Source organism: Derxia gummosa DSM 723 (assembly GCF_000482785.1).
Classification (GTDB): Bacteria; Pseudomonadota; Gammaproteobacteria; order Burkholderiales; family Burkholderiaceae_E; genus Derxia; species Derxia gummosa.
This window is the reverse complement of sequence record NZ_AXWS01000008.1, coordinates 519,703-540,283: the sequence shown is the minus strand read 5'-3', so window position 1 is coordinate 540,283 and position 20,581 is coordinate 519,703. Positions and strand designations below refer to the sequence as shown.

The following is a 20,581-nucleotide window of genomic DNA, read 5'->3' as shown; positions in this document are numbered from 1 at the left end:
AAGACGCTCCATCGGGCAATTGTCCACACACTCTTGGCGACAACCCGATTGGCAGCGGCATTCCGGAACCGAATTGCGGCAGATGTTATCCCGGCGCATTACCAGCGGAAGTCGGTTTTGCCGGATTGTCGCGATCCAGAAAAGGATCACCCGACGATGCGATAACAAAATGCGGATCTTTTCACGCCGCTCGATTCATCCATCATTTCGCCGACGATTTGCCGCCGATTGCCGGCGGCATTTCAGGAATGTCTCGCCGGACGAATGCCTGCGAGCAGCGCCGCGACGATCAGCAGCAGCGCCGCCAGCGCGAAACCGTCGCCGAGCGGCAGCGGCGCCGGCGCGGCGCGGCGCAGGCCGGGTGCGGCCAGCAGCGCGGCGAGTTCTCCGGGCCGGTCGAGCCGGTGGTAGCCGAAGCCGATCTCGGTGGCGAGCGCGGCGAGATGCGGCTCGTCGAGCGCCGACAGGTGCTCGCTGCCCTTGCGGTCGCGCGGCTGGGCCACTTCGCCTTCCTGCCAGAAACCGAGCGACTGGCCGAGCTTGTCCGTCTTGGGAATCGGCTGCGGCACATCGCCGCCGACGCCGACGAGCACGCCACGCGCCTCGCCCGGCTTGCCGTCGAAGCGCCGGCCCTGGCCGGGCGCGAGCGGCGGCGCCTCCTGACCGTCGGTCACGAACACGAGCGCCGGCTGGCCCGGCAGCGCCAGCACCGCCTCGCGCGCGTTGAGCACGCCCTTGCGGACCTCGCTCGCATTGGTCCACGCGAGCCGGTTGTCGAGGCGCGCGAGCAGTCCGTTGAGATCGGCATGGGCGGCGCAGGTCTCGGCCGGCGCGGTCAGCAGCAGGATGCGGTACTCGCTGAAGATGCCGAGACCGAGCCGCGAACCGCAGGGCAGCGCGTCGAGGGCGTCGCGCACCGCCGCGCGCGCGAAGGCGAGCCGGCTCGCGGCATGGCCGCCGAGGCGCATGTCGGGCACGTCCATGCTCTGGCTGATGTCGAGCACGACGACGGCATCGACCACCGGCCGGTCGAGCGTGACCGCCGGATTCCAGGCCGCGAGACCGAGGCAGGCGAGCGCGGCGCCGAGCAGGCCGAAGCGCAGGCGGGCCACGCCGCGCGGCAAGGTGCTCGGGGGGCGGCGGTCCTGCGCGCCGCGATGCGGGCGGACGGCGCTCACGGCAGCCCGAGCGAGAAGGCGCGCATGGTCGTGACCGCGCGTTCGCGCGCGGGCGCGGGCGGCAACGCGGCGCTGTCGTCATCGGCATCCGGAAACCATTGCAGCGCGCGCTGGAGGTTGTAGCGCGCCGGCCAGTGGTCGGGCTTCAGGGCGAGCGCGCGGCGGTAGGCGTCCTTGGCCAGCTCGGCCAGCGCGCCGGTGCGGTCGAGCTCGCCGCCCGACTGCCGCAGCACGCGCGCCTGGCGCAGATGCAGGTTGGCGGTGTTGAACCAGGCGTCGGCGGCGAGCGCGGCATCGGGCGCCTGGCCGGCGCGACGCCAGGCGGCGATGGCTTCGAGCGTGCGGCCGGCGCGGGCCTCGGCAATGCCGTCGGCGAAGGCGGCTTCGGGGGCAAGGTCGGGGGCTGCGTCGTCGGGCCGGCTTGCCGGGCCTGCGCCCGCCGCGAGCCGCGCCTCGATGCGCGCATTGATCCGCTCGCCCGCGACCCAGCGCCACCCGGCGAGCGCCAACCCACCGAGCAAGGCGATGACGACGACTCGCGGCGCGAGGCGACGGCGGCGCGCCGATCGGGCTGCAAGGGTTTGCAGCGCCGGTCGCGGCGGCTGGCCCGGGGACGTCGGCGGGCGCGCGGGCGAGGTGCCGCGGATCGGGATCATGAGACGTCTCCTTGTTGCTGGCGGGCGGCCCGCAGGGGCAGGCCGGACCGGGCCGCCGGGCGCGCGCCGCGCCCGGCCCTGCCCGCGAGCCAGCCCGGCAGCAGCAGCGCCCACCAGCCGAGCACGGCCGCGAACGCGAGCCAGCGCAGCCCCGGCGCGAAGGGCCGGCGCGGCTCGGTCTCGGTGTAGGCGATCGGCGCGTTCTCGCGCGCGCCGATGTCGGCGATGGCCTGGCGCAGATCGGTGGCGTTCTCGGCCTCGTAGCCGTGATAGCTCAGGCCGAGGCTGCCGAGCCAGTGGTGCAGCGCGAGTTCCGGGATCTTCGCAATGTCGTCCTCGGCCACCTGCTCGTGCAGGCCATGGCTGTTGTACGAGCGGATGTAGATGAAGTTGATCGCCACCTGGCGCCGGCGCAGCTCCCAGGCGATGCGCGCCCGCGTCTCGTCGTCGAGCTGGGCGCCGCCGTCCGACACGAGCACGAGGGTGCGCGAACCGCGCCAGGGCCGGTCGTCCCAGAGCGCGGCGCCGGCCAGCAGCGCGCGACCGATGTCGGTGTCCTGAAGGCCGCGCCCCACGTCGCCGGCGGCAATGGCGGCGTCGATCATGTCCTGGTTCTGGGTGAAGCCGAGCACGGTGATCGGCTGGCTCGAAAACACGATGTAGGCGATGAGGTCGTGCGGCCGGCCGCGCGCGAAATCGGCCAGCACCGCGCGCGCGATGCGGCCCTTGCCCTCTGCCGCGTCGCCCGAGTACAGCGCGCCCTGGCGCTTCTCCTGCCAGTAGGGATTGATGCTGCGCGGCGTCTCGACGAAGGGCTGGTCCATCGAGCGGCTGCGGTCGAGCAGCAGCACGATCTCGCTGCCGCGACCGATGCGCTCGACCGTGGTCTGCGCGCGATAGGGGCCGGCCAGGCTCGTGACGATGGCGGCGATGGCGAGGCTGCCGAGCAGCTTGCGCAGCCGCAGCAGCCAGTCGGCGGCCGGGTCGCGCGGCAGCAGCGCGGTCCACGGCAGGACGCGGGCGTCGCGCGCGCGGCTCAGCCAGGGCAGCGCGGCCAGCGGCAGGAGCAGCAGCCAGAACGGCGCGTCGAGATGCAGGCGGTCGATCACGCGGCGCGCTCCAGATCGCGCAGGCGACGGGCGAGCGCGAGCAGCGCGGCGCGCGTGGCGACCGGATCGTCGGGCGCGCGCCCGGCGAACAGCAGCAGTTGCGACTCGGCGTAGAAGGCGGCGATCGGTCCGGCGGCGGGCGCGTAGGCCGGTTGCTCGCGCAGGAAGTCGGCGAGGCCGTCGGCCAGCAGCACGCGGCCGGCGCTGGCGTTGAAGGCGGCGTGCAGCGTGGCGCAGGCGGCCGCGAGGCTTGCGCCCTTGCGCTGCTGATGACGAAGCTCGCGCAGCGCGAGCGCAAAGGGCCGGCGCGACGGACGCAGCAGCGGCCAGACATGGCGCCGGAACAGCCAGCCGGTGGCGATCAGCAGCAGCAGACTCGCGGCTGCAAGGGTTTGCAGCCGCGCCGGCCGGGTGTCGACGAAACGGGCCGGCGCGTCGTCGAGCAGCTCGGGCTCGGAATCGGGCGGCGCGACGGGAGCGACGGCGATGCGGCGGCCGTCGACGTAGAGCGCGCGTTCGCCGTCGGGCGTGCGCAGCCTGAGGTCGAGCGCGGGCAGATCGACGTAGCTGGCGACGTCGCGCACGCCCGTGACCTGCCAGGTCAGGCGCAGATGCTCGCGGCCGGCGCCGGGCTGGCTGCGCTCGATCGCGCGCAGATCGAACCAGCGGTTGGCGCGCGCGGGCTTGGGAAGCGAGTCGGGGTCGAGCGTGGCGCCGGGCGGCAGGTCGATGTCGATGTCGCGCGTGACGAGATCACCGAGCTGATGGCCGTAGGGACGCGGGTCGGTCGAGCGCCAGAGCAGCTCGGCGGCGGGCGCGGGGCGGGCGCACAGGAGCAGCGTGGTCGCGGCGGCGAGCCGGGCGAGGCGCGCGGCGACGGGTGTTGCGGGACGAAGGCGCGCCATGTCAGCCGCCCTCCGCGAGCCATTGCGTGATGTCTTCCGCAGCGAGGCTGGCGTCGGCATGCAGCGGCGTGAGTCCGTGGGCCGCGAAGCTCGCGGCGAGGCCGACGCGCCAGTCGGCCAACGCGGCCTGCCAGCGCGCGCGCTGGGACGGGCGCAGCCAGGCGGCGCGCGCCGCGCCACCCTCGGCGTCGTCAATCTCGACCAGACCGCGCCAGTCGGGCACGGCCTCGGCGGCCGCGTCGCCGAGCACGATCGGCTGCACCTGATGCGGTGCAAGCGCTGTCAGCAGCCGTTCCACATCATCGATCGGCCAGCAGAAATCGGAGGCGACGAACACGAGCCGGCGCCGGCCGGCGAGAGTGTCGGCGGCGTCGATCAGACCCGCGTGGCCGTGACCGGTCGGCACGAAGCCGTCGAGCCGGTCGGCGATCTCGGCGATCGCGCCGGGCGCGCGGCTCGGCGCGAGCCAGAGGTCATCGCGGATCGCGGTGTCGGCCGCGACGAGGCCGAAACTGTCGCCCGCGTGCCGCGCCGAATGGCCGGTGAGCCGCGCAAGCCGGGCGAGCAGCGCCATGCGCCCGGCGCCAGCGTCGGGGCTGATGCCATGACCACCGCCCGCCGCACCCTTCACGGCGCCCGCAGCGCCCGCGCCCATCGACGCCGACACATCCGCGAGCAGCACCACGCCGATGCCGCTGGTCTGCCGCGTGCGCCGGAACAGCCAGCCGCCGCCCGGCATTGCCAAGCTGGCGCGCAGGTCGAGCCGGCGTGGATCGGGCGCGCCGAGCAGGCCCACATGGCCGTGGAACTCGCTGCCCGGCCCATCGCGCAGGCCGCGATGCGCGCCCGGCAGTACCTCGGCCGAGCGCCAGCGGATGCGGTAGTCGAATTCTTCCAAGCCGGGTCTCCTCCGGTTCGGGGCGCGGAAGCCCCGGTGCGCGCGGCGCATCTGCGGCGGCCGTCGCGCGGTGTGTGCTCGGTGCGTGGCGCGGGAGGAGGCGCGCGGCGCGGATGTCGCCTCTGGCGGGCGATCGGGATGGGCCGGCCGGCGCGCTCAGGGTGCCGGCACGCGCCGCAGGATTTCGCCGATCAGCGCGCGCGACAGCTCCGCCGCGCGCGGCTGGTACACCGGCGTGAAGAACACGCGATGCGCGATCGCTTCGGCGAGCAGGCCGCGGATGTCTTCGGGCACGACGTAATCGCGCCCGTCGAGCCAGGCCGCGACGCGCGCCGCCTTGAGCAGCATGCTCATGCCGCGCGGGCTGGCGCCGGCGAGGATGAGCCGGCTCATGTCCACGCGCTCCAGCTCGATGCCGAGCGCGCCGGGCGCGTGCGTGGCGTCCCACAGGCGCAGCGCGTAATCGGCCAGCGCGTCGCTCACGCGCACCTCGCGCTGGATCGCGCCAGCCACGTCGTTGAGCCGCGCGTGATCGACGATGCCCGAGGGCAGCGCGTCGATGAGCGCGTCGGTGTCGTGGTAGCGCGGGTCGGTCATGAGACGGCGGCGCAGCGCGGGGTCGGTCGGCATCGTCACACCCACCTCGAACATGAAGCGGTCGCGCGCGGCCGACGGCAGCTCGAAGGTCTCTTCCTTCTCGACCTTGTTGCGGTCGGCGAACACGGTCAGATGCGGAAAGCGGTGCTCGCGGTTGAATGCCGACACGCTGCGCTCGGCCATCACGCGCAGCAGCAGCGAATGCACCTGGGGCCGCGCGCGGTTGATCTCGTTGAAGAAGAAGATCGCGAGGTCGTCGCCATGCACCAGCAGCGGCCCCGGCTCGATGCGCGGCTGGCCGTCGGCGTCGATGTAGGCGTGATAGACGAGGTCGTTCGGCATCAGATCGACCGTGCCCTCGATGCGCCCGAACGGCCCGCCGAGGCAGCGCGCGAAGGCGCGCAGCAGCGTCGTCTTGCCCACGCCCACGTCGCCTTCGAGCAGCACATGGCCGCGCGCGAACAGCGCGATCGTGAGCAGCCGGATGGCCGCGTCCTGGCCGATGACGGCCTCGCGCACGGCGGCTTCGAGCGCCAGCGCGCGCTCGCGCCAGCCGGGCAGGTCGGTGGCGCCGACGGGCGGCACCGAAGCCATGCGCCGGGCGCCCTCGCCCGCCGCGTTCAATGCAACCGTGTCGCCTGCCATGTGGGTATCGCCTCGTCCTTCGTGGCCGCGCATTGCGCGATGACCGCCGGCAGCGCGCCGCGCAGCGCGTTGCAGACGAGGATGGCCGTCGCGCGGCCCAGCTCGTCGCGGTGGATGCGACGCTCGACGGCCGCGAGGCCCGGGTCGTCCATGAGCACCGAGCGCATCACGCCCGGCAGCACGCCACCGTCGAGCGGCGGCGTGACCCAGTGCCCGTCGAGACAGACGAACACGTTGCTGCGCGCGCCTTCCGTCAGGAAGCCTTCGCCGTCGAAAAACAGCATGTCGAAGGCATCTTCGACCTCGGCGCGGCGGATCGCGCGGTCATAGCGGCCGCGCAGCGTGGTCTTGTGGCGCAGGAAGAGGTCGGCCCGGTCGATCGGGTCGGCGGCGAGCAGCACGCGCACCGGCCGGCCTTCGGGCAGATCGGCCAGCGGCGCGCAGGTCAGCGCGATGCGGCCGTCGCGGCTCAGTTCCAGCCGCAGGCGGCGCTTGGCGCCGGGCAGCGGCACGCCGTCGTCGAGGTCGTCGTCGTCGAGCGCGGGCTTGCTGAATTCCTCGCGCAGCTTCGCGTCGATGGCGAAGCGCACGGCTTCGAGGTCGCAGGCGAAGCCCAGCTCGGCGGCGCTCCTGGCGAGCCGCGCGAGATGGCGGTCGAGCCACATCACGCCGGCGGGCGTCGCGGCCATGGTCTCGATCAGGCCAAGGCCGCTGTCGAGCGCGGTAAGGAAGCTGCCCTTGAGCGCGCATTCGTCCCATTCGTCGCGCGCGACGCTGTCCATCACGATGCCGGCGCCCACGCCGATGCGCCCCGGCCGCAGCCCCGCGCGCGCCGCGCCGAGCGTGAGCGTGCGGATCGCGACCGACAGGCAGAAGTCGCCCACCTTCGCGCCCGGCCCCGCCGCGTCGACCCAGCCGATCGCGCCGGTGTAGAGGCCGCGCCGCGTGCTCTCGAACTCGGCGATCAGGCCCATCGTGTGGTGCTTGGGCGCGCCGGTGATCGAGCCGCAGGGGAACAGCGCGCGCAGCAGTTCGGGCATGCCCACCTCGTCGCGCAGCCGCGCCTCGATGGTGGACGTCATCTGGAACACCGTGCTGTAGGGCTCGATGCTGAACAGCGCCGGCACCTTGACGCTGCCGGTCTGCGCGATGCGGCCGATGTCGTTGCGCAGCAGGTCCACGATCATCAGGTTCTCGGCGCGGTTCTTCACGTCCTCGGCCAGCAGGCGCGCGGCCTCGCTGTCGGCCTCGGGCACCACCAGGCGCGCAGCCGTGCCCTTCATGGGCCGCGCCGTCAGCCGGTCGCCGGTCTTGCGCACGAACAGCTCGGGCGACAGCGACAGGATGTGCGTCGTCGCCTCGCCCGGCGGCAGGCCGATGAAGGCGCCGAAGGCCACCGGCTGGCGCGCGCGCAGGCGGCGGTACAGCGCCACCGGCGAGCCGAAGGCCTGGAAGTCGATGCGGTAGGTGTAGTTGACCTGGTAGGTCTCGCCGGCGCGGATGGCCGCGTGGATGCGGTCGATCGCGGCGGTGAATTCGGCCTCGTTCACGCTGGCGCGCGGTTCGAGGATGCCGGCCGGTACCGGCTCGGCGCGCTGTTCGGCGGCGGCGAGCCAGGCATCGACCTCGGGCTTGGCGAGGTGTTCGAGGCGCTCGAACATCAGCACGCGCAGGCTGCTCGCGTCATCGGGCGCGAGGTACTGCGTGCCCGCGCCGAGCAGCCTGGCGCCCCACTCGTAATCGGCCAGCAGCACCGAATGCAGGCCGTCGCGCTGATCGGCCGCGACCGCCGCCCAGGTGGCGTCGAGCGTGGCCGGATCGGTGCAGCGGTGCTCGCGCACGTAGCCGGTGTAGAGCCGGCTGGTGGGGTCGTCGGCCGTGGCTCGCGCATCGTCGAGCAGGGCAAAGATGTTCATCGCGCCTCCCTCGCCGGAGCGGTCAGCTCCAGTCGTCCATGTCGTGCTTGATGGTGTGACGGTTGGCGATCAGCTCGTCGATGCTCGGCTCGTTGTTGAGCGCGCGCTTGATGGCCAGCTTGGTCGCCTCGTAGTTGGTGCGGTACATGTCCTTCTTGTCGAGATTGGGGTCGGTGGCGCAGCGCGGGTCGATCCACATGAGGGCGATGATGCAGAGGTTGTTGACCTCGTCCTTGGGGATGATGCCCTCGGCCACGCAATCGACGATGGCGTCGGCGGTGGCCGACTGCACCACGCCGCCGAACAGCTCGATGTTGGTCATGTCGCGCAGCGTGACCTTCGGAACCATGATCGTCGCCGGACGGACGAGCTGGTTGCAGGCACGGATGGCGAACATCGCGGTGTGGCCCTTGGTCTGGGCCATCATGTTCGCGAACGCCGCGCCGACCGGGCCGTCGGTGCGGCCGATCAGGATCTCGGGCATCGCGTCGGTGGCCTGGCCTTCGGCCGCGAGGACGGTGGCTTCACCGGCGTGGAAAACGTAGTTGCTCATGAGCTGGTTTCGCTTGGGTTGAATGGGCGCACGGGGCGCTGAAAAGCTTTCGTTCGTTCAGTCGAGTCTGCCGAGGCGAGGCGAGGCGCGCCGGTCGGCTTGCGTCATCGGGCGGTGCGCGGGCGACATCGCCCTGCCCTCGCCGGCGCGCGCCGCCACATGACGGGCGCGCCGCGCGGTGGGCCCGACGCGGGCGGCGCTCACGCGGCAATCCACCATTCGCCCTTGCCGCCGGCCGCCACGTCGCCCGCATGCCGCGCGGGCTTGCGTTGCGGCAGCGTGGCGAAGCGCCCGCCGCGCTTCGCGAGGCTGCGCGCGAGCAGTTGCCAGATCACGCGATGGTCGTACTCGGCCGGCACGAAGGTGTCGGGAATCGCGGGCGCCGGGCCGGCGAACACGAGGCTGCCGCGCCGCTGGCCGTAGCCGCAATGCTCGCCCACCGCGCCCGCGAGCGCGATGGTGCCCGCGACCATGCGCGAGCCGCAGAAGGCCCCCGCGTCGCCGTGGACCGCGACCGTGCCGCGCCGCATGCGGTCGCCGAGGCGTTCGCCCGCGTTGCCGCCGATGATGATGTCGCCGCCGCGCATGCCGTCCATGCTGCCGGGCAGCGCGCCGGCCACGTAATCGCCCGCGTTGCCCGCGACGTCGATGCGCCCGCCGGCCATCTCGCAGCCGAGCAGGTCGCCGGCCGAGCCGTCCAGCTCGATGCGCCCGCCCGTCATCTGCAATCCGACGTAATCCCCGGCGTCGCCCTCGATGGCGACGCGCCCGGCCGCGAGCCCGGCGCCGATGCGGTCGAAGCGTGCCAGCTCGCCCTGGAAGACGAGCGCCGGCGCGTCGCCACTGCCGTTGATCTCGTCGATGCGGAACAGGTCGCCGAGCGCGACGGCTTCATGGCCGTGCAGCACGCGCCGGCTTGCAAGCGCTGTCACCGTCAGCTCGGCCGACGGCAGCACGCCGCCCAGGTTCACGCGCAGGCGGGGTGCCGCGCGCAGTTGCAATCGGATCGTGCTCATGCCTTGGCCTCCTCGCCCAGGAGGCGGCGCAGATGGAAGTGGAAGGGACCGAGCTTGCCGCCGTAGTTGCCGGCCGAGATGCGAGTGCAGCCCGCCCCGGCGCCGCGCTCGATCACGGCGAGCATGCCGGCGCGCATCGCATTGCCCACGTCGGTGTCGGTGAGGCCGTCGATGACGACCTCCATCACGCAGCGCGTGTCCGGGTCGAGGTCGGTGCGCTTCGTGAGGTTGGCGAGGCTCGGGCAGAAGGCATCGTTGGTGGACGCGCTCGCCGCCGGGTACTTGCTGCCGACCTTCGAGCCCGAGCGCACCACGCCGCCCGGAAACGGCATGACCACATTGGGCACGCGGCGCATCGCGTCCACGGCCGCCTCGGCCGCGCCGAGCGCCGATTCGGTATCGCGCGCCAGCAGCAGCAGGTTGCCGCCGCCCACGCCGCGCACCATGCCGGTCGTGTCCTCGGCCACGAACTCGCCGTCCATGACGGGCACGCGCCAGTAGCGGCGACCGTCGATCATCTTGCTGATCTGCCAGCCGTCGCCGAAGAAGCGCAGGTTCTTGCCGAGCGCGATCGGGTCGCCGCCGTCGATGCCGGCATAGATGGCGGTGGTCGGGCAGGTGAGGATGCACTGGCCGACGCGGGTGCCGAGCTGCTTGAGCAGATCCTTGCTCGACATCGCGAACACGAGCACCGCCACGCCGGGCCGGCCGTCGGGCGTTTCGTCGGGCGACAGCTCGCGCTCGATGCCGGCCTCGCAGCCGCAGGCGATCACGCTGGTGGCGAAGCCGGTCATGGTGGTGCCGGCGATGCGCGCCCAGTTGGCGTTGTGCGCGGTGACGATGACGCGCGTGGCGCGCATCGGGAAGGCTTCGGCAAAGCTGTCGTCGATGACGATTCCGTTGGTGTCCATGGTCTTGTCGGTCATGCGGCCACCTTGCAGGCGTGCGGCAGCAGGCTGCCGCCGTTGCCGCAGGCGCACAGCTCGTCGCGGCCGATCACGGCGTTCTTCAGGCCGGTCGAGCGGAAGCGCGTGTACTTGCCCAGATAGTTCTCGATGCCGGCATCGAACTCCGGCTCGGCGAAATGCACGCCGCCCGTGGGCGCGGCGGTGATGCGGCCGTCCTGCGCCACGACCACGCCGTCCTTCAGCACGAAGGCCGGGCGCGAGAAGGTTTCCTCGGCGTTCGCGCCCTCGCGGTAGATGGCGATGTCGGCGGCGGCGCCGATGCCGAGCTGGCCGCGGTCGGCGAGGCCGAGCAGCTTCGCGGGGCCGGCGCGCGTCATGACGGCGATGTCGTAGAGCGTGAACTCGCGCTTCAGCCCGCCGAGCTGCATGAGCGCGACGGCGTCGGCGTTGAGCCGGCCCATCTGCTCGTCGCGGAAGGGCTTGTCCATCAGCAGGCGGATCAGGTGCGGATAGCTCGTGAACGGGCCGCCGTTGGGATGGTCGGTGGTGAGCACGACGCGCCAGGGGTCGTCCATCGTGAGGAAGATCTCCAGCCCGATCGCCCATTGCAGCGCGTTGACGAAGCTCTGCTCGCGGTACTTAAAGGGCACCACGCCGCAGCCCGCGTCGCACTCCAGGTCGGCGCCGACCCACTTGCGCGGATGCGCGACGCCCGAGTTGGCGAACTGCCGCATCGTGTCGCCCGAGGCGGTGACGGTCTGGCCGAACAGGATCTGGCCCACGTCGATCGACACGTTGGGATGCTTGCGCAGCATCTCCACCAGCTGCGCCACGCCGGAGCCGAACTTCTTCGGCCCGTCCTTGGTGTAGCTGTGGAACTGGATGTGCGTGAGGTGGGCCGGCAGGCCGCCGAGCGCGTCGATGGTGGCGAGCGTGCTCTCGATGTTGCCGGGCACGCCGAGGTTGCTGCCGTGGATGTGCAGCGGATGCGGCACACCCAGTTCGTGGATGGCGCGCGCAAGCGTTTGCACGACGCTGCGCGGCGTGACGCGGTAATGCGCATGCTCCTCGTCTACATCGAGCTTGCGCTGGTTGAACTTGAAGGCCGAGATGCCGCCCGGGTTCACCACCTTCACGCCCATCGCCTTGTGCGCGTGGATGCTCCAGCCCACGTAGTCGCGGATGCGCGCGAACTCCTCGCCCTCGGCCAGCATGCTCAGGAACACGTCGTCGTTGCCGAGCATCACGTAGGCGCCGTGGTCGAGGATGGGCACGTCGCCCATCTCCATGTGGGCATGGCGCGCGTTGTGCGCGGCCATCGCCGGCTCGAAGGCGCTGGTGTAGCCCATCTCGACATAGCGGTAGCCGGTGGCGAGCGTGCCCGGCGTGCAGGTGCCGCAGCTCGCGAGCACCTCGGCGATGTCGGGGTCGGTGGCGCCGATCCGCTCCAGCGCCTTGTCGTGGCGGGCGTCGAAGCCGCCGCGATGGTCTTCGGGCAGCAGCATGCGGGCGAGGTTGACCTTGCCGCCGCCGATGTGGGTGTGCATGTCGATGCCGCCGGCCATGACGATGAGGCCGGTGGCGTCGATCTCGCGGGTGACGCGGGCGTCGGGATCGGCCGCGACGATGCGGCCGTCGCGCACGTAGATGTCGCGGACCTCGCCGTCGATGTTGTTGGCCGGGTCGTAGAGCCGGCCGCCCTTGATGCGCAGGGTGCTCATGCGGTGGCTCCGGTGGGATTGATGTTGCTGGTGGTCGCGGTGGCGCCGTCGGCGCTCGCGGCCTGCGCGGCGCCCGCGCGCGCCGGCAGCGCGGCCGCGATGCGGGCGACGATCTCGGCCACGCCCGGCAGGCCGCCGTCGCGGGCCGGCACGAGCGGGATCAGCACGCTGCCCTCGGTGCGGAACAGATGGCCGGCGCCGTCGATGCCCGGCGTGCCGACCGGGATGAACACGACGCCCGCCCGCCCTTCGAGCGCGGCACCCTGGGCCGGATGGCCGAGCACGATCGCCGGCAGCGGCTCGGCGAGGTCGTCGGGCGGCTCGGTCATGCGGGTGTCGATCACGGCGGGCGCGTCGCCGCCGGGCTTCGGCAGCGCGGGCGCGGGGCCGAAGGACGAGACCCAGAACAGCCCGTCCACCGCCCTGTCGGCCAGCAGGCGCTTGCCGGCGTGGCGCAGCGGATCGTGGTCGAAGCGGCCGGCGCGCAGCGCGGTGCGCAGCGGCAGGCCCGACATCCAGGTGAAGGCCTGCTGCACGGTGTAGCCGCCCTCGCTGCCGCCGAGCGCGAACGCGGCCGCCCTGCCCTTGGCGTTGAGCGCGGCCACGCATTGCAGGACGGCCTCGGCAACGAGCGAACCGTGGCGCGCGACGCTGCCCGGTTCCCACACGAGCGCGACATAGCGCGCGGCCTTCATGCGCCCGGCCAGCGCTTCGAGCGCCGGATCGGCCGGGCGCGACAGGCGACGGCCGGCGCACAGCGCGGCGAGCGTGGCGGCGGTGGCATGCACGTCGGCGCCGGGCAGGATCGCGTTGAACGAGACGCCGCGCGCCGCGATCTGCTGCGTGCCGCCGGCGGCGGGCGCGTCGGCGGTGGCCGGGGCGACCGTGTCGTCGGCGGGCGGGCCGCCGGTGGCATCGGTGGCGTCGGCGGCCGGCGACGCGGTGGTGTCCGCCGGCCAGGCCACGCCGATCACCTCGCGCGACTCGACGAAGGCGCCCGGCTCGCCCACGCCGCAGCGGCGGAAGAACTCGGGATAGTGATCGTCGGGCCGGCTGCCGAGGCAGACGATGAGGTCGGCGTGTGCCTTGATTTCTGCCAGCGTCGTGTAGAAGGCGCCGCGGTCCTGCATCGCGCGCAGGCCGGTGGCGAGCGCGTCGCCGTTGGCGTGGTCGGCCACGCCGCCGGTGCGGTTCATGAGGCGGTAGAGGGCGCGGGCGCCGGCCACGTCGGTGGCGAGGCCGCCGTAGAGCGGCAATGTCCAGCGCGACAGCCTCTCGGCGGCGGCGGCGATGGCCTCGTCGAGGCTGACGGGCCGCCCGTCGACAAGCGCGCTGCAAGCGATTGCAGCCGGAGAGGCGTGCTGCAGCGCGGCGAGGGCGCGCGGGCAGTCGCTGCCGCCGAGCGACCAGCTCGCGCCGTCATGGGCGGGCGCGAGCGTGAGGCCGTCGCAGAGCAGCGAGCAGAACGGGCAGGTCCAGTCGCGCGCGGCGCGATCGGGAGGAGTGGCAGGCGTGGTGTCGGTCATGGCGAGGGGGCAAAACGCAAGGCATATGCCATTGCTCGGGAACCCTGAGACGGATGCGGGTCGGCCCCGCGCCGGAGGCGTGGCGCCGCCCTCCGTCGCGCTCGCGGCGACACAGTGCGTTCCGTGCGGGGCAGAGTGTCACGGGGCGGACGCGGGTGGCGGGCCATTACGACGGCCGCGTCGGCCGACGGCCATCGGCGCATTCCGGCGGCGGACGGCGGACGGACGGCGACCGGGCCGATGCCGCCGGGCGCCCCCATCCTGCCCACTTGCCCCGCCGCCCTCATCCCCGCGCCGCGATCCGCCCGTCGTGCAGCGCCGACGCGACCAGCCAGCCGGCCGCGCCGGCCGCGCGCGCCGCGTCGAGATCGGCGCCATCGCGGATGCCGCCCGCGCCATACGGGCACAGCCCCTGCTTCGTGGCCCGCAGGCGGGCGATGGCCGCGAGATCGGGGCCGGCGTCGGCGCCGACCTGGTCGAGCGTCATCGCGATGACGCGCGCGGGCCAGAGCCCGGGCGCGTCATGCAGGCCGGCCGGATCGACGGGGCGGCCGTGGCGGCTGTCGAGCGAGAGCACGGCGCCGGGCAGCGCGAGGCAGTCGGCGGCGGCGGCGCGGCTGGCGAGCGATTCGGTGCCGAACACCGGCAGCACGCGCGGCCCGAGTCTGTGCCGCATCGCAACGGCGGCATCGGCCGAGCCGAAGCCGGCATCGAGCCAGAGCGTCACCGTCGGCGGCAGCGCCGCGAGCAGCGCCTCCAGCGCGGTCCAGTGGGGTGAACTCCGCATGATCGCGTCGAGGTCGGCCACGTAGAGTGTTGCGGCGGCGCAATGCGAAACGAGCTTGCACGCGACGGTGGCCGGATCGCTGCCGCCGCACAGCGCCGATTCGATCGGCCGATAGCGCGCACGGTCGCCGCGCACACCGCGCACGACCGCGCCTCCCATCAAATCGACGACAGGGATGAGTTCCATATGGCCTTCTGCAAACGGGTGTTCGTCTATGAATTCGTGAGCGGCGGCGGCTGCGACGCCCTCGCCGACCCGGGCGAGCTGGATGCGCTGATCCCGCTCGGTCTGTGGATGCGCGATGCGCTCGCGGCCGATGTTGCCAGCCTGGGCGGCATCGAACTGAGCATCGCCACGCGCGCGCGGCCCGGTCCGGGTCATGTCGACCGACCGCTGCCCGGCGCGAGCCACGTCGCGCCGCGCGCCGGCGAATCGGCTGCCGAGTTCGTCGCGCGCCAGTCGCGGCTGCATGACGCGACGCTGCTGGTCGCGCCCGAGACCGGCGGCGTGCTGGCCGAACTGGCCGAGGCCGTGGGCGAAGCGGCCTGGACCGGCTGCGCGCCCGCCGTCATCCGCCGCGTGAGCGACAAGCGCCGGCTCGCGCGCGAGCTGAACACGCGCGGCATCGCGGCCACCGTCGGCATGCTGGCCGGCGAGCCGCTGCCGTCCGGCCTCGCCGCCGCCGGCCGCTGGATCGTCAAGCCCAACGATGGCGCGGGCGCGCTCGACACCCGCGTGTTCGACAACCTGGCCGCCGCCCAGGCCAACCTCGCCGCGCGCACCGCGCCCGCCACGCTCGAGGCCTGGGTCACGGGCGAGCCGATCAGCCTGTCGCTGCTCGTGACCGAGGCCGGCGTCGAACTGCTGGCGGTCAATCGCCAGCACATCGGCATCGACGCCGACGGCCGGCTCGATTTCGAGCGGGTCGAGATCGACGCGATCGAGGCCGGCACGCCGGCGCACGCGGCCTGCGCCCGGCTCGCGGCGCGCGTGGCCGGTGCACTGCCGGGGCTGTTCGGCTTCGTCGGCATCGATGCGGTGCTCACGCCCTCGGGCGAGCCGGTGCTGATCGAGGTGAACCCGCGCGTGACCTGTGCCTATGGCGGGATGTCGCGGGTACTGCGGCGCAACCTCGCCGGGGCCATCCTGCTCGCCCACGCGCGCCGCCGCGCGCCCCTCGCCGACCGCGCCGGTCAGGCCGAGGACGAACTCGAATTCGCCGGAACCCAGCCATGACCGAAGTCCTGCGCGACAGCGCGCCCACCGCGCCCGATCCGATCCGCAAGCGACCGGTCGCGCCGCACGCCGAGGCGCCGTCGCAGCCGCATCCCGCCAGCCTCGCGCCGCGCGCCGTCGACACCGTTACCGCCACCCTGCCGCTGCACATGCTCGACGACGGCGAAAGCGTGGTCGGCTGGGATATCGGCGGTGCCCATGTCAAGGCCGCGCTCGCGCGTGACGGCCGGCTGCTCGATGTCGTGCAATGGCCCTGCCCGCTCTGGCAGGGGCTGGAGCATCTCGAACGCGCCATCGCCGCCACGCTGGAGCGCTGGCCGGCCGCGCGCCATGCCCGTCATGCCGTGACCATGACCGGCGAGATGGCGGACAACTTCCCGCACCGCGAGGCCGGCGTGGCGGGCATCGCCGAGCTGATGCGGCGCGCGCTCGGCAACGTCGTCGCGCTCTATGCGGGACCGGGCCGCTGGATCGCGCCCGCCGCCGCCGCCGAGCACTGGCATGCGATCGCCTCGGCCAACTGGCTCGCCAGCGCCGAACTCGTGGCGCGCAACCTGCGCGACGCACTGCTGCTCGACATCGGCTCGACCACCACCGATCTCATCGCCATCCGCGACGGCAAGCCGCAGTCGCTCGGCCGCCCGCCCGCCTCCCTTGCCGGCGCGCGCGATGCCGGACGCGACGATGTCTCGCGGCTCGCCAGCGGTGAGCTGGTCTACCTGGGCGTGGTGCGCACGCCGCTGTGCGCGCTGGCGCGGCGCATCGAGTTCGGCGGCCGCGAACTCAACGTGATGAACGAGTTCTTCGCCACCACCGCCGACGTGTTCCGCCTGACCGGCGAGCTCGACGCCGAACATGACCAGCACGCACCCGCCGACAACGGCGCGCGCACGCCCGAGGCCACGCATGCGCGGCTCGCCCGCATGATCGGCCTCGACGCGCGCGACGCGAGCGAGGACGCCTGGCTCGGCTTCGCGCGCGAATGGCGCCGCGCCTTCGTCGACGAGCTGCGCCTCAACCTCGCGCGCGTGCTCAAGGCGGCCGACCTGCCGGCCGCGGCGCCGATCGTCGCGGCCGGCTGCGGTGCCTTCCTGGCCGAGGGACTGGCGCATGCCTTCGGCCGTCCGGTGATGGGCTTCGAGCGCGTCGCGCGGCTGGAGCGCCAGCTCCTCGCCCCCGGCGACAAGCGCGCGCGCTGGGCCAGGGTCTGCGCGCCCAGCGTCGCGGTGGCGCTGCTCGCACCGGCGCGGGAATGAGCGCGATCACCGTCATCAAGCTCGGCGGCAGCCTGTGCCGCGACGCGCATGCATCGACGCTGCGCGACTGGCTCGCCGCACTCGCGCGCCGCGCCGCCGCCGACAGACATCGGCAATGGCTGGTCGTGCCCGGCGGCGGCGGCTTTGCCGACGCGGTGCGCGATGCCCAGGCGCAATGGCGCTTCGATGACCTGGCGGCCCACAACATGGCCGTGCTGGCGATGGAACAGACCGCGCGGCTGATGGTGGCCCTCGGCGCCGGGCTGGCGCTGGCCGGCGACATCGCCGCCGTCCGCGCCGCCTGGGCCGCCGGCCGGCTGCCGGTCTGGGGTGGCCGCGATGCGCTGCGCACCGTGCCCGACCGGCTCACGCGCTGGGAAGTTAGCTCGGACAGCCTCGCCGCGTGGATCGCGGGCGAGCTGCATGCCGACCGGCTGGTGCTCGTCAAGCATGGCGTCGGGGCGATCGGCGATGACGCCCGCCGCCCGGCGGTGGCCGAAGCGCCCGGCCTGGCGCCGGCCTTCGCGCGCCGGCTCGCGCATGACGGAGTGGCGGATGTGGCGCTGCCCGCCTTCGTGGCCGACGCCGGCGTGGCGCTGGCCGTATGGCCGGCCGAACGTCCCGAACTGGCGCTGGCCGGCGTGCCGCCCTCGCCGGCCAGCGCTGTCAGCGCACGGCCCCCAGCAACGCCAGCTTGGCGATCACCAGCCGCAACCGGCGCAGATGACGCCCTTCCGCCGACATCCCGATCAGCAGCCCCGACAGGCCCGCGCAGCTGATCAGCACCCACTCGTCGGGGCGCAGCCAGAACAGCGCCAGCAGCGCGATGAAGGCAACCGCCACCGCGCCGCGCAGATGGCCGCGCGCCCCGGGACGCATGAAGTCGCGCAGCAGCTTGCGTTCGGTGTCGTCGAGGATTTCAGGCATGGCCGGCCCGCAGGAAACCGAGCATGCCGCGCCGCGCCGGACGAGCCTGCGGCATCGCCACCGGCGGGCGGTCGCGCAGGTCGAGCGTGGCGATCAGCTCGCGCATGCGCTGGTTGAGATCGACGCGGCCGATCGCCTCGGCGCCGGTGACCAGCACCGGTACCAGCGGCAGATCGGTGATCTCGCGCGCCAGGAAGCCCACCGCGCAGCCCGAGGCCGTGGGACGCACGCGCACATCGCCGTCGAAACGCAGGTTGCCGTCGATCGTGGTCCAGGCGACATGGCCGGGACGCGAGAGATCGAAGCGCAGGATGCATTCGGGCTGGTAGTCGATGCCGAGCACTTCGCGCGGCGCGAAGTCGAGATGGAACAGTTGCGTGCCCACATGCAGCACGCTGCGCACGCCCTTCATGCGGCCGATGAACTTCTGCACATCGGCCATGGCTGCCAGCAGGGTGGCGGCGTGCACGTTGAATTCGATCTCACCGCGAACGAGGCATTCGATCTTCATTTCCGAGACTCCGTTGAAAGTGGGAGAACCGGGTCGAGATCGCTGTCGCCGCGCGGCGTGGCCGGAGTGGATGCGCTGTCTCCTGCCCGCCGCCGGCCGGAATGTCCCGGTCGATGGCAGGCAGTGTGGAAGCGCGGCTCTAACCGATGTCCTACAGATCAGAAGCTGTGGGTGATGCCCAGGGCGAAGCCGGTGATGGTGTCGGCGCCGGTCGTGTAGGTGCGCCACACGTCCGAGTAGATGGTGGTGCGCTTCGACAGGTCGTGCATCACGCCGAGGCTGGCCTTGTGGTCGTCGGTGCGGTTGTTGCGGCCGAAACCGGCGCGCAGCGTGTTGGCGCCGCCGAGCGATTGCGTCGCCGCCAGCACCCACGCGCGCTCCTTGCCGACGGCCTGGAGGTTCACGTCGGCATACGAGCCCATGAGCTTGGTCGCGCCGAAGTCGTACGAGGCCGCGCCCACGCGGATGTTGTCGCCGGCCGAGTTGCGCTCCCAGGACAGCATGCTGGCAAAGCCGCCGATGCCGTACTGGAGCGTGCCGCTCGCGCCGCGCTCCTTGCTGCCGTCGCGGCGCTCGGCCTCGCCGGCCACATGACCGCTGAAGCCGCCGACCGTCGGCGAGTCGTAGTACACGGCGTTGCTGAAGCGGCTGAAGTTGGCATAGCCGAGCGCCACGTCCTGCACGCCGTCGCTCGTGTAGCTGCCGGTCTGGAAGGCGGCCATCGAGCCGTTGAAGCCCGAGTTCCACCACGGCTCGAACTTCCAGATCTGCTGCCACAGCGGCGTCAGCGCGCGACCGAGGCGCAGCGTGCCGGCCTTTGTGCTCTTGAAGCCGACCGTGGTTTCGCCCTGCCACAGCGTGGTCGAGCGCTCCGAGGTGCCGGTGTCGGGATTGAAGCGGGTTTGCAGGTTGAAGATGGTCGACAGGCCGTCGCCCAGATCCTCACTGCCCTTGAAACCGAGCCAGTTGTTGTAGCCGCGATCGACCTTCCAGCCGCCCGAATTGGTCTTGACCATGCCCAGATCGATATAGCCGTAAACCGTCACGGTCGATTGCGCATTTGCCTGATTGGCAATCACGAGGCAAAGCGCGGCCCCTGCCCCGACCAGGGCATTCTTCATCAGCGTCATGTTGTTTCTTCTGGAAAGGGAAAAGGCTTAGCGCGAATCCTTGAGCCAACTTTCGACCAGCTGCGGATGGCTATCGATGTACTTCTGCGCTTCGGCGGAATAGGACGAATCCTTCGCCTTGAGCATGATCGTTTCCAGATCGGGAATCGAGATCTTCAGATTGCGAATGAAAGCCGCGGCCTTCGGCTCGTCATGATCGAGACCCTTGCGCGCCAGCGCATGAATCGATTCGGCACCGCCAAGCGATTTCTTGGGATCTTCGAGATAACGCATCTTGTATTTGGAGAACAGCCAGTGCGGATTCCAGGCCGTGGCGATGATCCAGTCGCCCTTGCGCGTGGCCTTGTCGATCGCCAGCACCATCGCGGCGTCGGAGGCGGTGACGAGCTTGTACTGGCCTTCGAGACCGTAGTCCTTGAGCGTCTGGGCCGACAGGCGCGTGATGCCGGCGCCCTGGTCGATGCCCTGCACCTTGCCGCTGAACTTGCTCGCGTATTCGGGCTTGGACAGGTCGGAAATCGACTTCACTTCCGCAGGGACGTAATCGGGAACGATCCAGCCGAGCTTGGCGTTTTCATACAGCGCGCCCATGTCGACCAGATCCGGACCGAACTTGTCCATGTAGCTCTTGTGCGTGTTGGGCAGCCAGGCCATCAGCATCGCATCGAGCTGGCCCTTGGCCACGCCCTGGTATTGCAGCGCGACATCGGTCATCACCAATTCGACCTTGTAGCCGAGTTTCTGCTCAAGCACGAGCTTGGCGATATTGGTAATCGCTTCGGCATCGGACCAGGCGGTCCAGCCGATCTTGATGCTCTTGGTTTCGGCATGGGCCGAATTGCCGATGAATGCGGGCACTGCAAGCAAGGCGGCGCAAATCGCGCGACGCTTGAAACGCGAAAGGGTCTTCATGTTTCCCGGTCTGGTTGAATGTGACGGAAGGTGACGCGACGTCATTCTGGGTTACAGAAACGCGTCACTTTGCCGAATTGCGACACGAACCTGTCTCGTGGCGACAGTGCCCGAACCGACCCGAAGCCGGTGCTTACCGCTTGCTGAATGCCGACATTCGTTGTCGCAATCGCGATGGCGAATTGCCGGAAAGC

At 71.9% G+C, this 20,581-nt stretch carries 20 protein-coding genes; 3 read left to right on the top strand and 17 right to left on the bottom strand.

The window, feature by feature from the left end; all coding sequences use genetic code 11:
- Positions 1–242: 242 nt before the first annotated feature.
- The 13 genes from H566_RS23915 to H566_RS0108645 all read right to left on the bottom strand — a co-directional run bounded on the left by H566_RS23915 (position 243) and on the right by H566_RS0108645 (position 14,601).
- On the bottom strand, positions 243–1,178 hold the full coding sequence (locus H566_RS23915) for a VWA domain-containing protein (RefSeq protein ID WP_051378393.1): 936 nt from the start codon (positions 1,176–1,178) through the stop codon (positions 243–245).
- The gene (locus H566_RS27380) at positions 1,175–1,834 is read right to left on the bottom strand and encodes an MxaK protein (protein WP_156924343.1); all 660 of its coding nucleotides are present in this window, start codon (positions 1,832–1,834) and stop codon (positions 1,175–1,177) included. Before H566_RS27380 ends, H566_RS23915 begins: the two co-directional genes overlap by 4 nt.
- Positions 1,831–2,943, bottom strand: coding sequence for a vWA domain-containing protein (locus H566_RS23905; protein ID WP_051378388.1), 1,113 nt, complete (start codon positions 2,941–2,943; stop codon positions 1,831–1,833). The genes H566_RS27380 and H566_RS23905 overlap by 4 nt, the downstream gene beginning before the upstream one ends.
- Positions 2,940–3,848 carry a hypothetical protein gene (locus H566_RS0108690; RefSeq protein WP_028311134.1) on the bottom strand — a complete coding sequence of 303 codons (909 nt, stop codon included), beginning with the start codon at positions 3,846–3,848 and terminating at the stop codon, positions 2,940–2,942. Before H566_RS0108690 ends, H566_RS23905 begins: the two co-directional genes overlap by 4 nt.
- 1 nt (position 3,849) lies before the next feature.
- Positions 3,850–4,746, bottom strand: a complete 897-nt coding sequence (locus H566_RS23900; protein WP_051378386.1) for a DUF58 domain-containing protein — start codon at positions 4,744–4,746, stop codon at positions 3,850–3,852.
- Between the two features lie 156 nt (positions 4,747–4,902).
- Positions 4,903–5,937, bottom strand: coding sequence for an AAA family ATPase (locus tag H566_RS0108680; RefSeq protein WP_051378384.1), 1,035 nt, complete (start codon positions 5,935–5,937; stop codon positions 4,903–4,905).
- 26 nt (positions 5,938–5,963) lie between these two features.
- Positions 5,964–7,904: an aminodeoxychorismate synthase component I gene (gene pabB / locus H566_RS0108675; RefSeq protein ID WP_028311132.1), complete on the bottom strand. Its 1,941-nt coding sequence runs from the start codon at positions 7,902–7,904 to the stop codon at positions 5,964–5,966.
- 22 nt (positions 7,905–7,926) lie between these two features.
- The gene (gene fae, locus H566_RS0108670) at positions 7,927–8,457 is read right to left on the bottom strand and encodes a formaldehyde-activating enzyme (RefSeq protein ID WP_028311131.1); all 531 of its coding nucleotides are present in this window, start codon (positions 8,455–8,457) and stop codon (positions 7,927–7,929) included.
- Between the two features lie 200 nt (positions 8,458–8,657).
- The gene (locus H566_RS0108665; protein WP_028311130.1) at positions 8,658–9,473 is read right to left on the bottom strand and encodes a formylmethanofuran dehydrogenase subunit C; all 816 of its coding nucleotides are present in this window, start codon (positions 9,471–9,473) and stop codon (positions 8,658–8,660) included.
- Positions 9,470–10,399 carry a formylmethanofuran--tetrahydromethanopterin N-formyltransferase gene (gene fhcD, locus H566_RS0108660; protein ID WP_028311129.1) on the bottom strand — a complete coding sequence of 310 codons (930 nt, stop codon included), beginning with the start codon at positions 10,397–10,399 and terminating at the stop codon, positions 9,470–9,472. The genes H566_RS0108665 and fhcD overlap by 4 nt, the downstream gene beginning before the upstream one ends.
- Positions 10,396–12,102 carry a formylmethanofuran dehydrogenase subunit A gene (locus H566_RS0108655; RefSeq protein ID WP_028311128.1) on the bottom strand — a complete coding sequence of 569 codons (1,707 nt, stop codon included), beginning with the start codon at positions 12,100–12,102 and terminating at the stop codon, positions 10,396–10,398. The genes fhcD and H566_RS0108655 overlap by 4 nt, the downstream gene beginning before the upstream one ends.
- Positions 12,099–13,628, bottom strand: coding sequence for a molybdopterin-binding domain-containing protein (locus H566_RS23895; RefSeq protein ID WP_034410998.1), 1,530 nt, complete (start codon positions 13,626–13,628; stop codon positions 12,099–12,101). Before H566_RS23895 ends, H566_RS0108655 begins: the two co-directional genes overlap by 4 nt.
- 283 nt (positions 13,629–13,911) lie before the next feature.
- Positions 13,912–14,601, bottom strand: coding sequence for a HisA/HisF-related TIM barrel protein (locus H566_RS0108645; protein ID WP_028311127.1), 690 nt, complete (start codon positions 14,599–14,601; stop codon positions 13,912–13,914).
- Between H566_RS0108645 and H566_RS23885 the strand changes: the two genes are divergently transcribed.
- The 3 genes from H566_RS23885 to H566_RS27375 are packed head-to-tail and all read left to right on the top strand — an operon-like array spanning position 14,602 to position 17,686.
- Positions 14,602–15,651 carry an ATP-grasp domain-containing protein gene (locus H566_RS23885; RefSeq protein ID WP_051378382.1) on the top strand — a complete coding sequence of 350 codons (1,050 nt, stop codon included), beginning with the start codon at positions 14,602–14,604 and terminating at the stop codon, positions 15,649–15,651.
- Positions 15,648–16,907, top strand: coding sequence for a hydantoinase/oxoprolinase family protein (locus H566_RS0108635; protein WP_342668687.1), 1,260 nt, complete (start codon positions 15,648–15,650; stop codon positions 16,905–16,907). The genes H566_RS23885 and H566_RS0108635 overlap by 4 nt, the downstream gene beginning before the upstream one ends.
- On the top strand, positions 16,904–17,686 hold the full coding sequence (locus H566_RS27375; RefSeq protein ID WP_051378379.1) for an amino acid kinase family protein: 783 nt from the start codon (positions 16,904–16,906) through the stop codon (positions 17,684–17,686). Before H566_RS0108635 ends, H566_RS27375 begins: the two co-directional genes overlap by 4 nt.
- On the opposite strand, the gene H566_RS28200 is transcribed toward H566_RS27375, so the two are convergent.
- The 4 genes from H566_RS28200 to H566_RS0108610 all read right to left on the bottom strand — a co-directional run bounded on the left by H566_RS28200 (position 17,574) and on the right by H566_RS0108610 (position 20,387).
- Positions 17,574–17,834 (bottom strand): hypothetical protein, encoded by a 261-nt coding sequence (locus tag H566_RS28200; RefSeq protein WP_028311125.1) that lies wholly within the window; start codon positions 17,832–17,834, stop codon positions 17,574–17,576. The two genes, H566_RS27375 and H566_RS28200, sit on opposite strands and share 113 nt — an antisense overlap.
- Complete coding sequence (locus H566_RS0108620) at positions 17,827–18,345, bottom strand: hypothetical protein (RefSeq protein ID WP_028311124.1); 519 nt, start codon at positions 18,343–18,345, stop codon at positions 17,827–17,829. The genes H566_RS28200 and H566_RS0108620 overlap by 8 nt, the downstream gene beginning before the upstream one ends.
- Before the next feature lie 158 nt (positions 18,346–18,503).
- Positions 18,504–19,475, bottom strand: a complete 972-nt coding sequence (locus tag H566_RS0108615; RefSeq protein ID WP_245591312.1) for a porin — start codon at positions 19,473–19,475, stop codon at positions 18,504–18,506.
- A gap of 27 nt (positions 19,476–19,502) precedes the next feature.
- A complete protein-coding gene (locus H566_RS0108610; protein WP_028311122.1) occupies positions 19,503–20,387 on the bottom strand; it encodes a glycine betaine ABC transporter substrate-binding protein in 885 nt (294 codons plus the stop codon).
- Positions 20,388–20,581 lie beyond the last annotated feature (194 nt).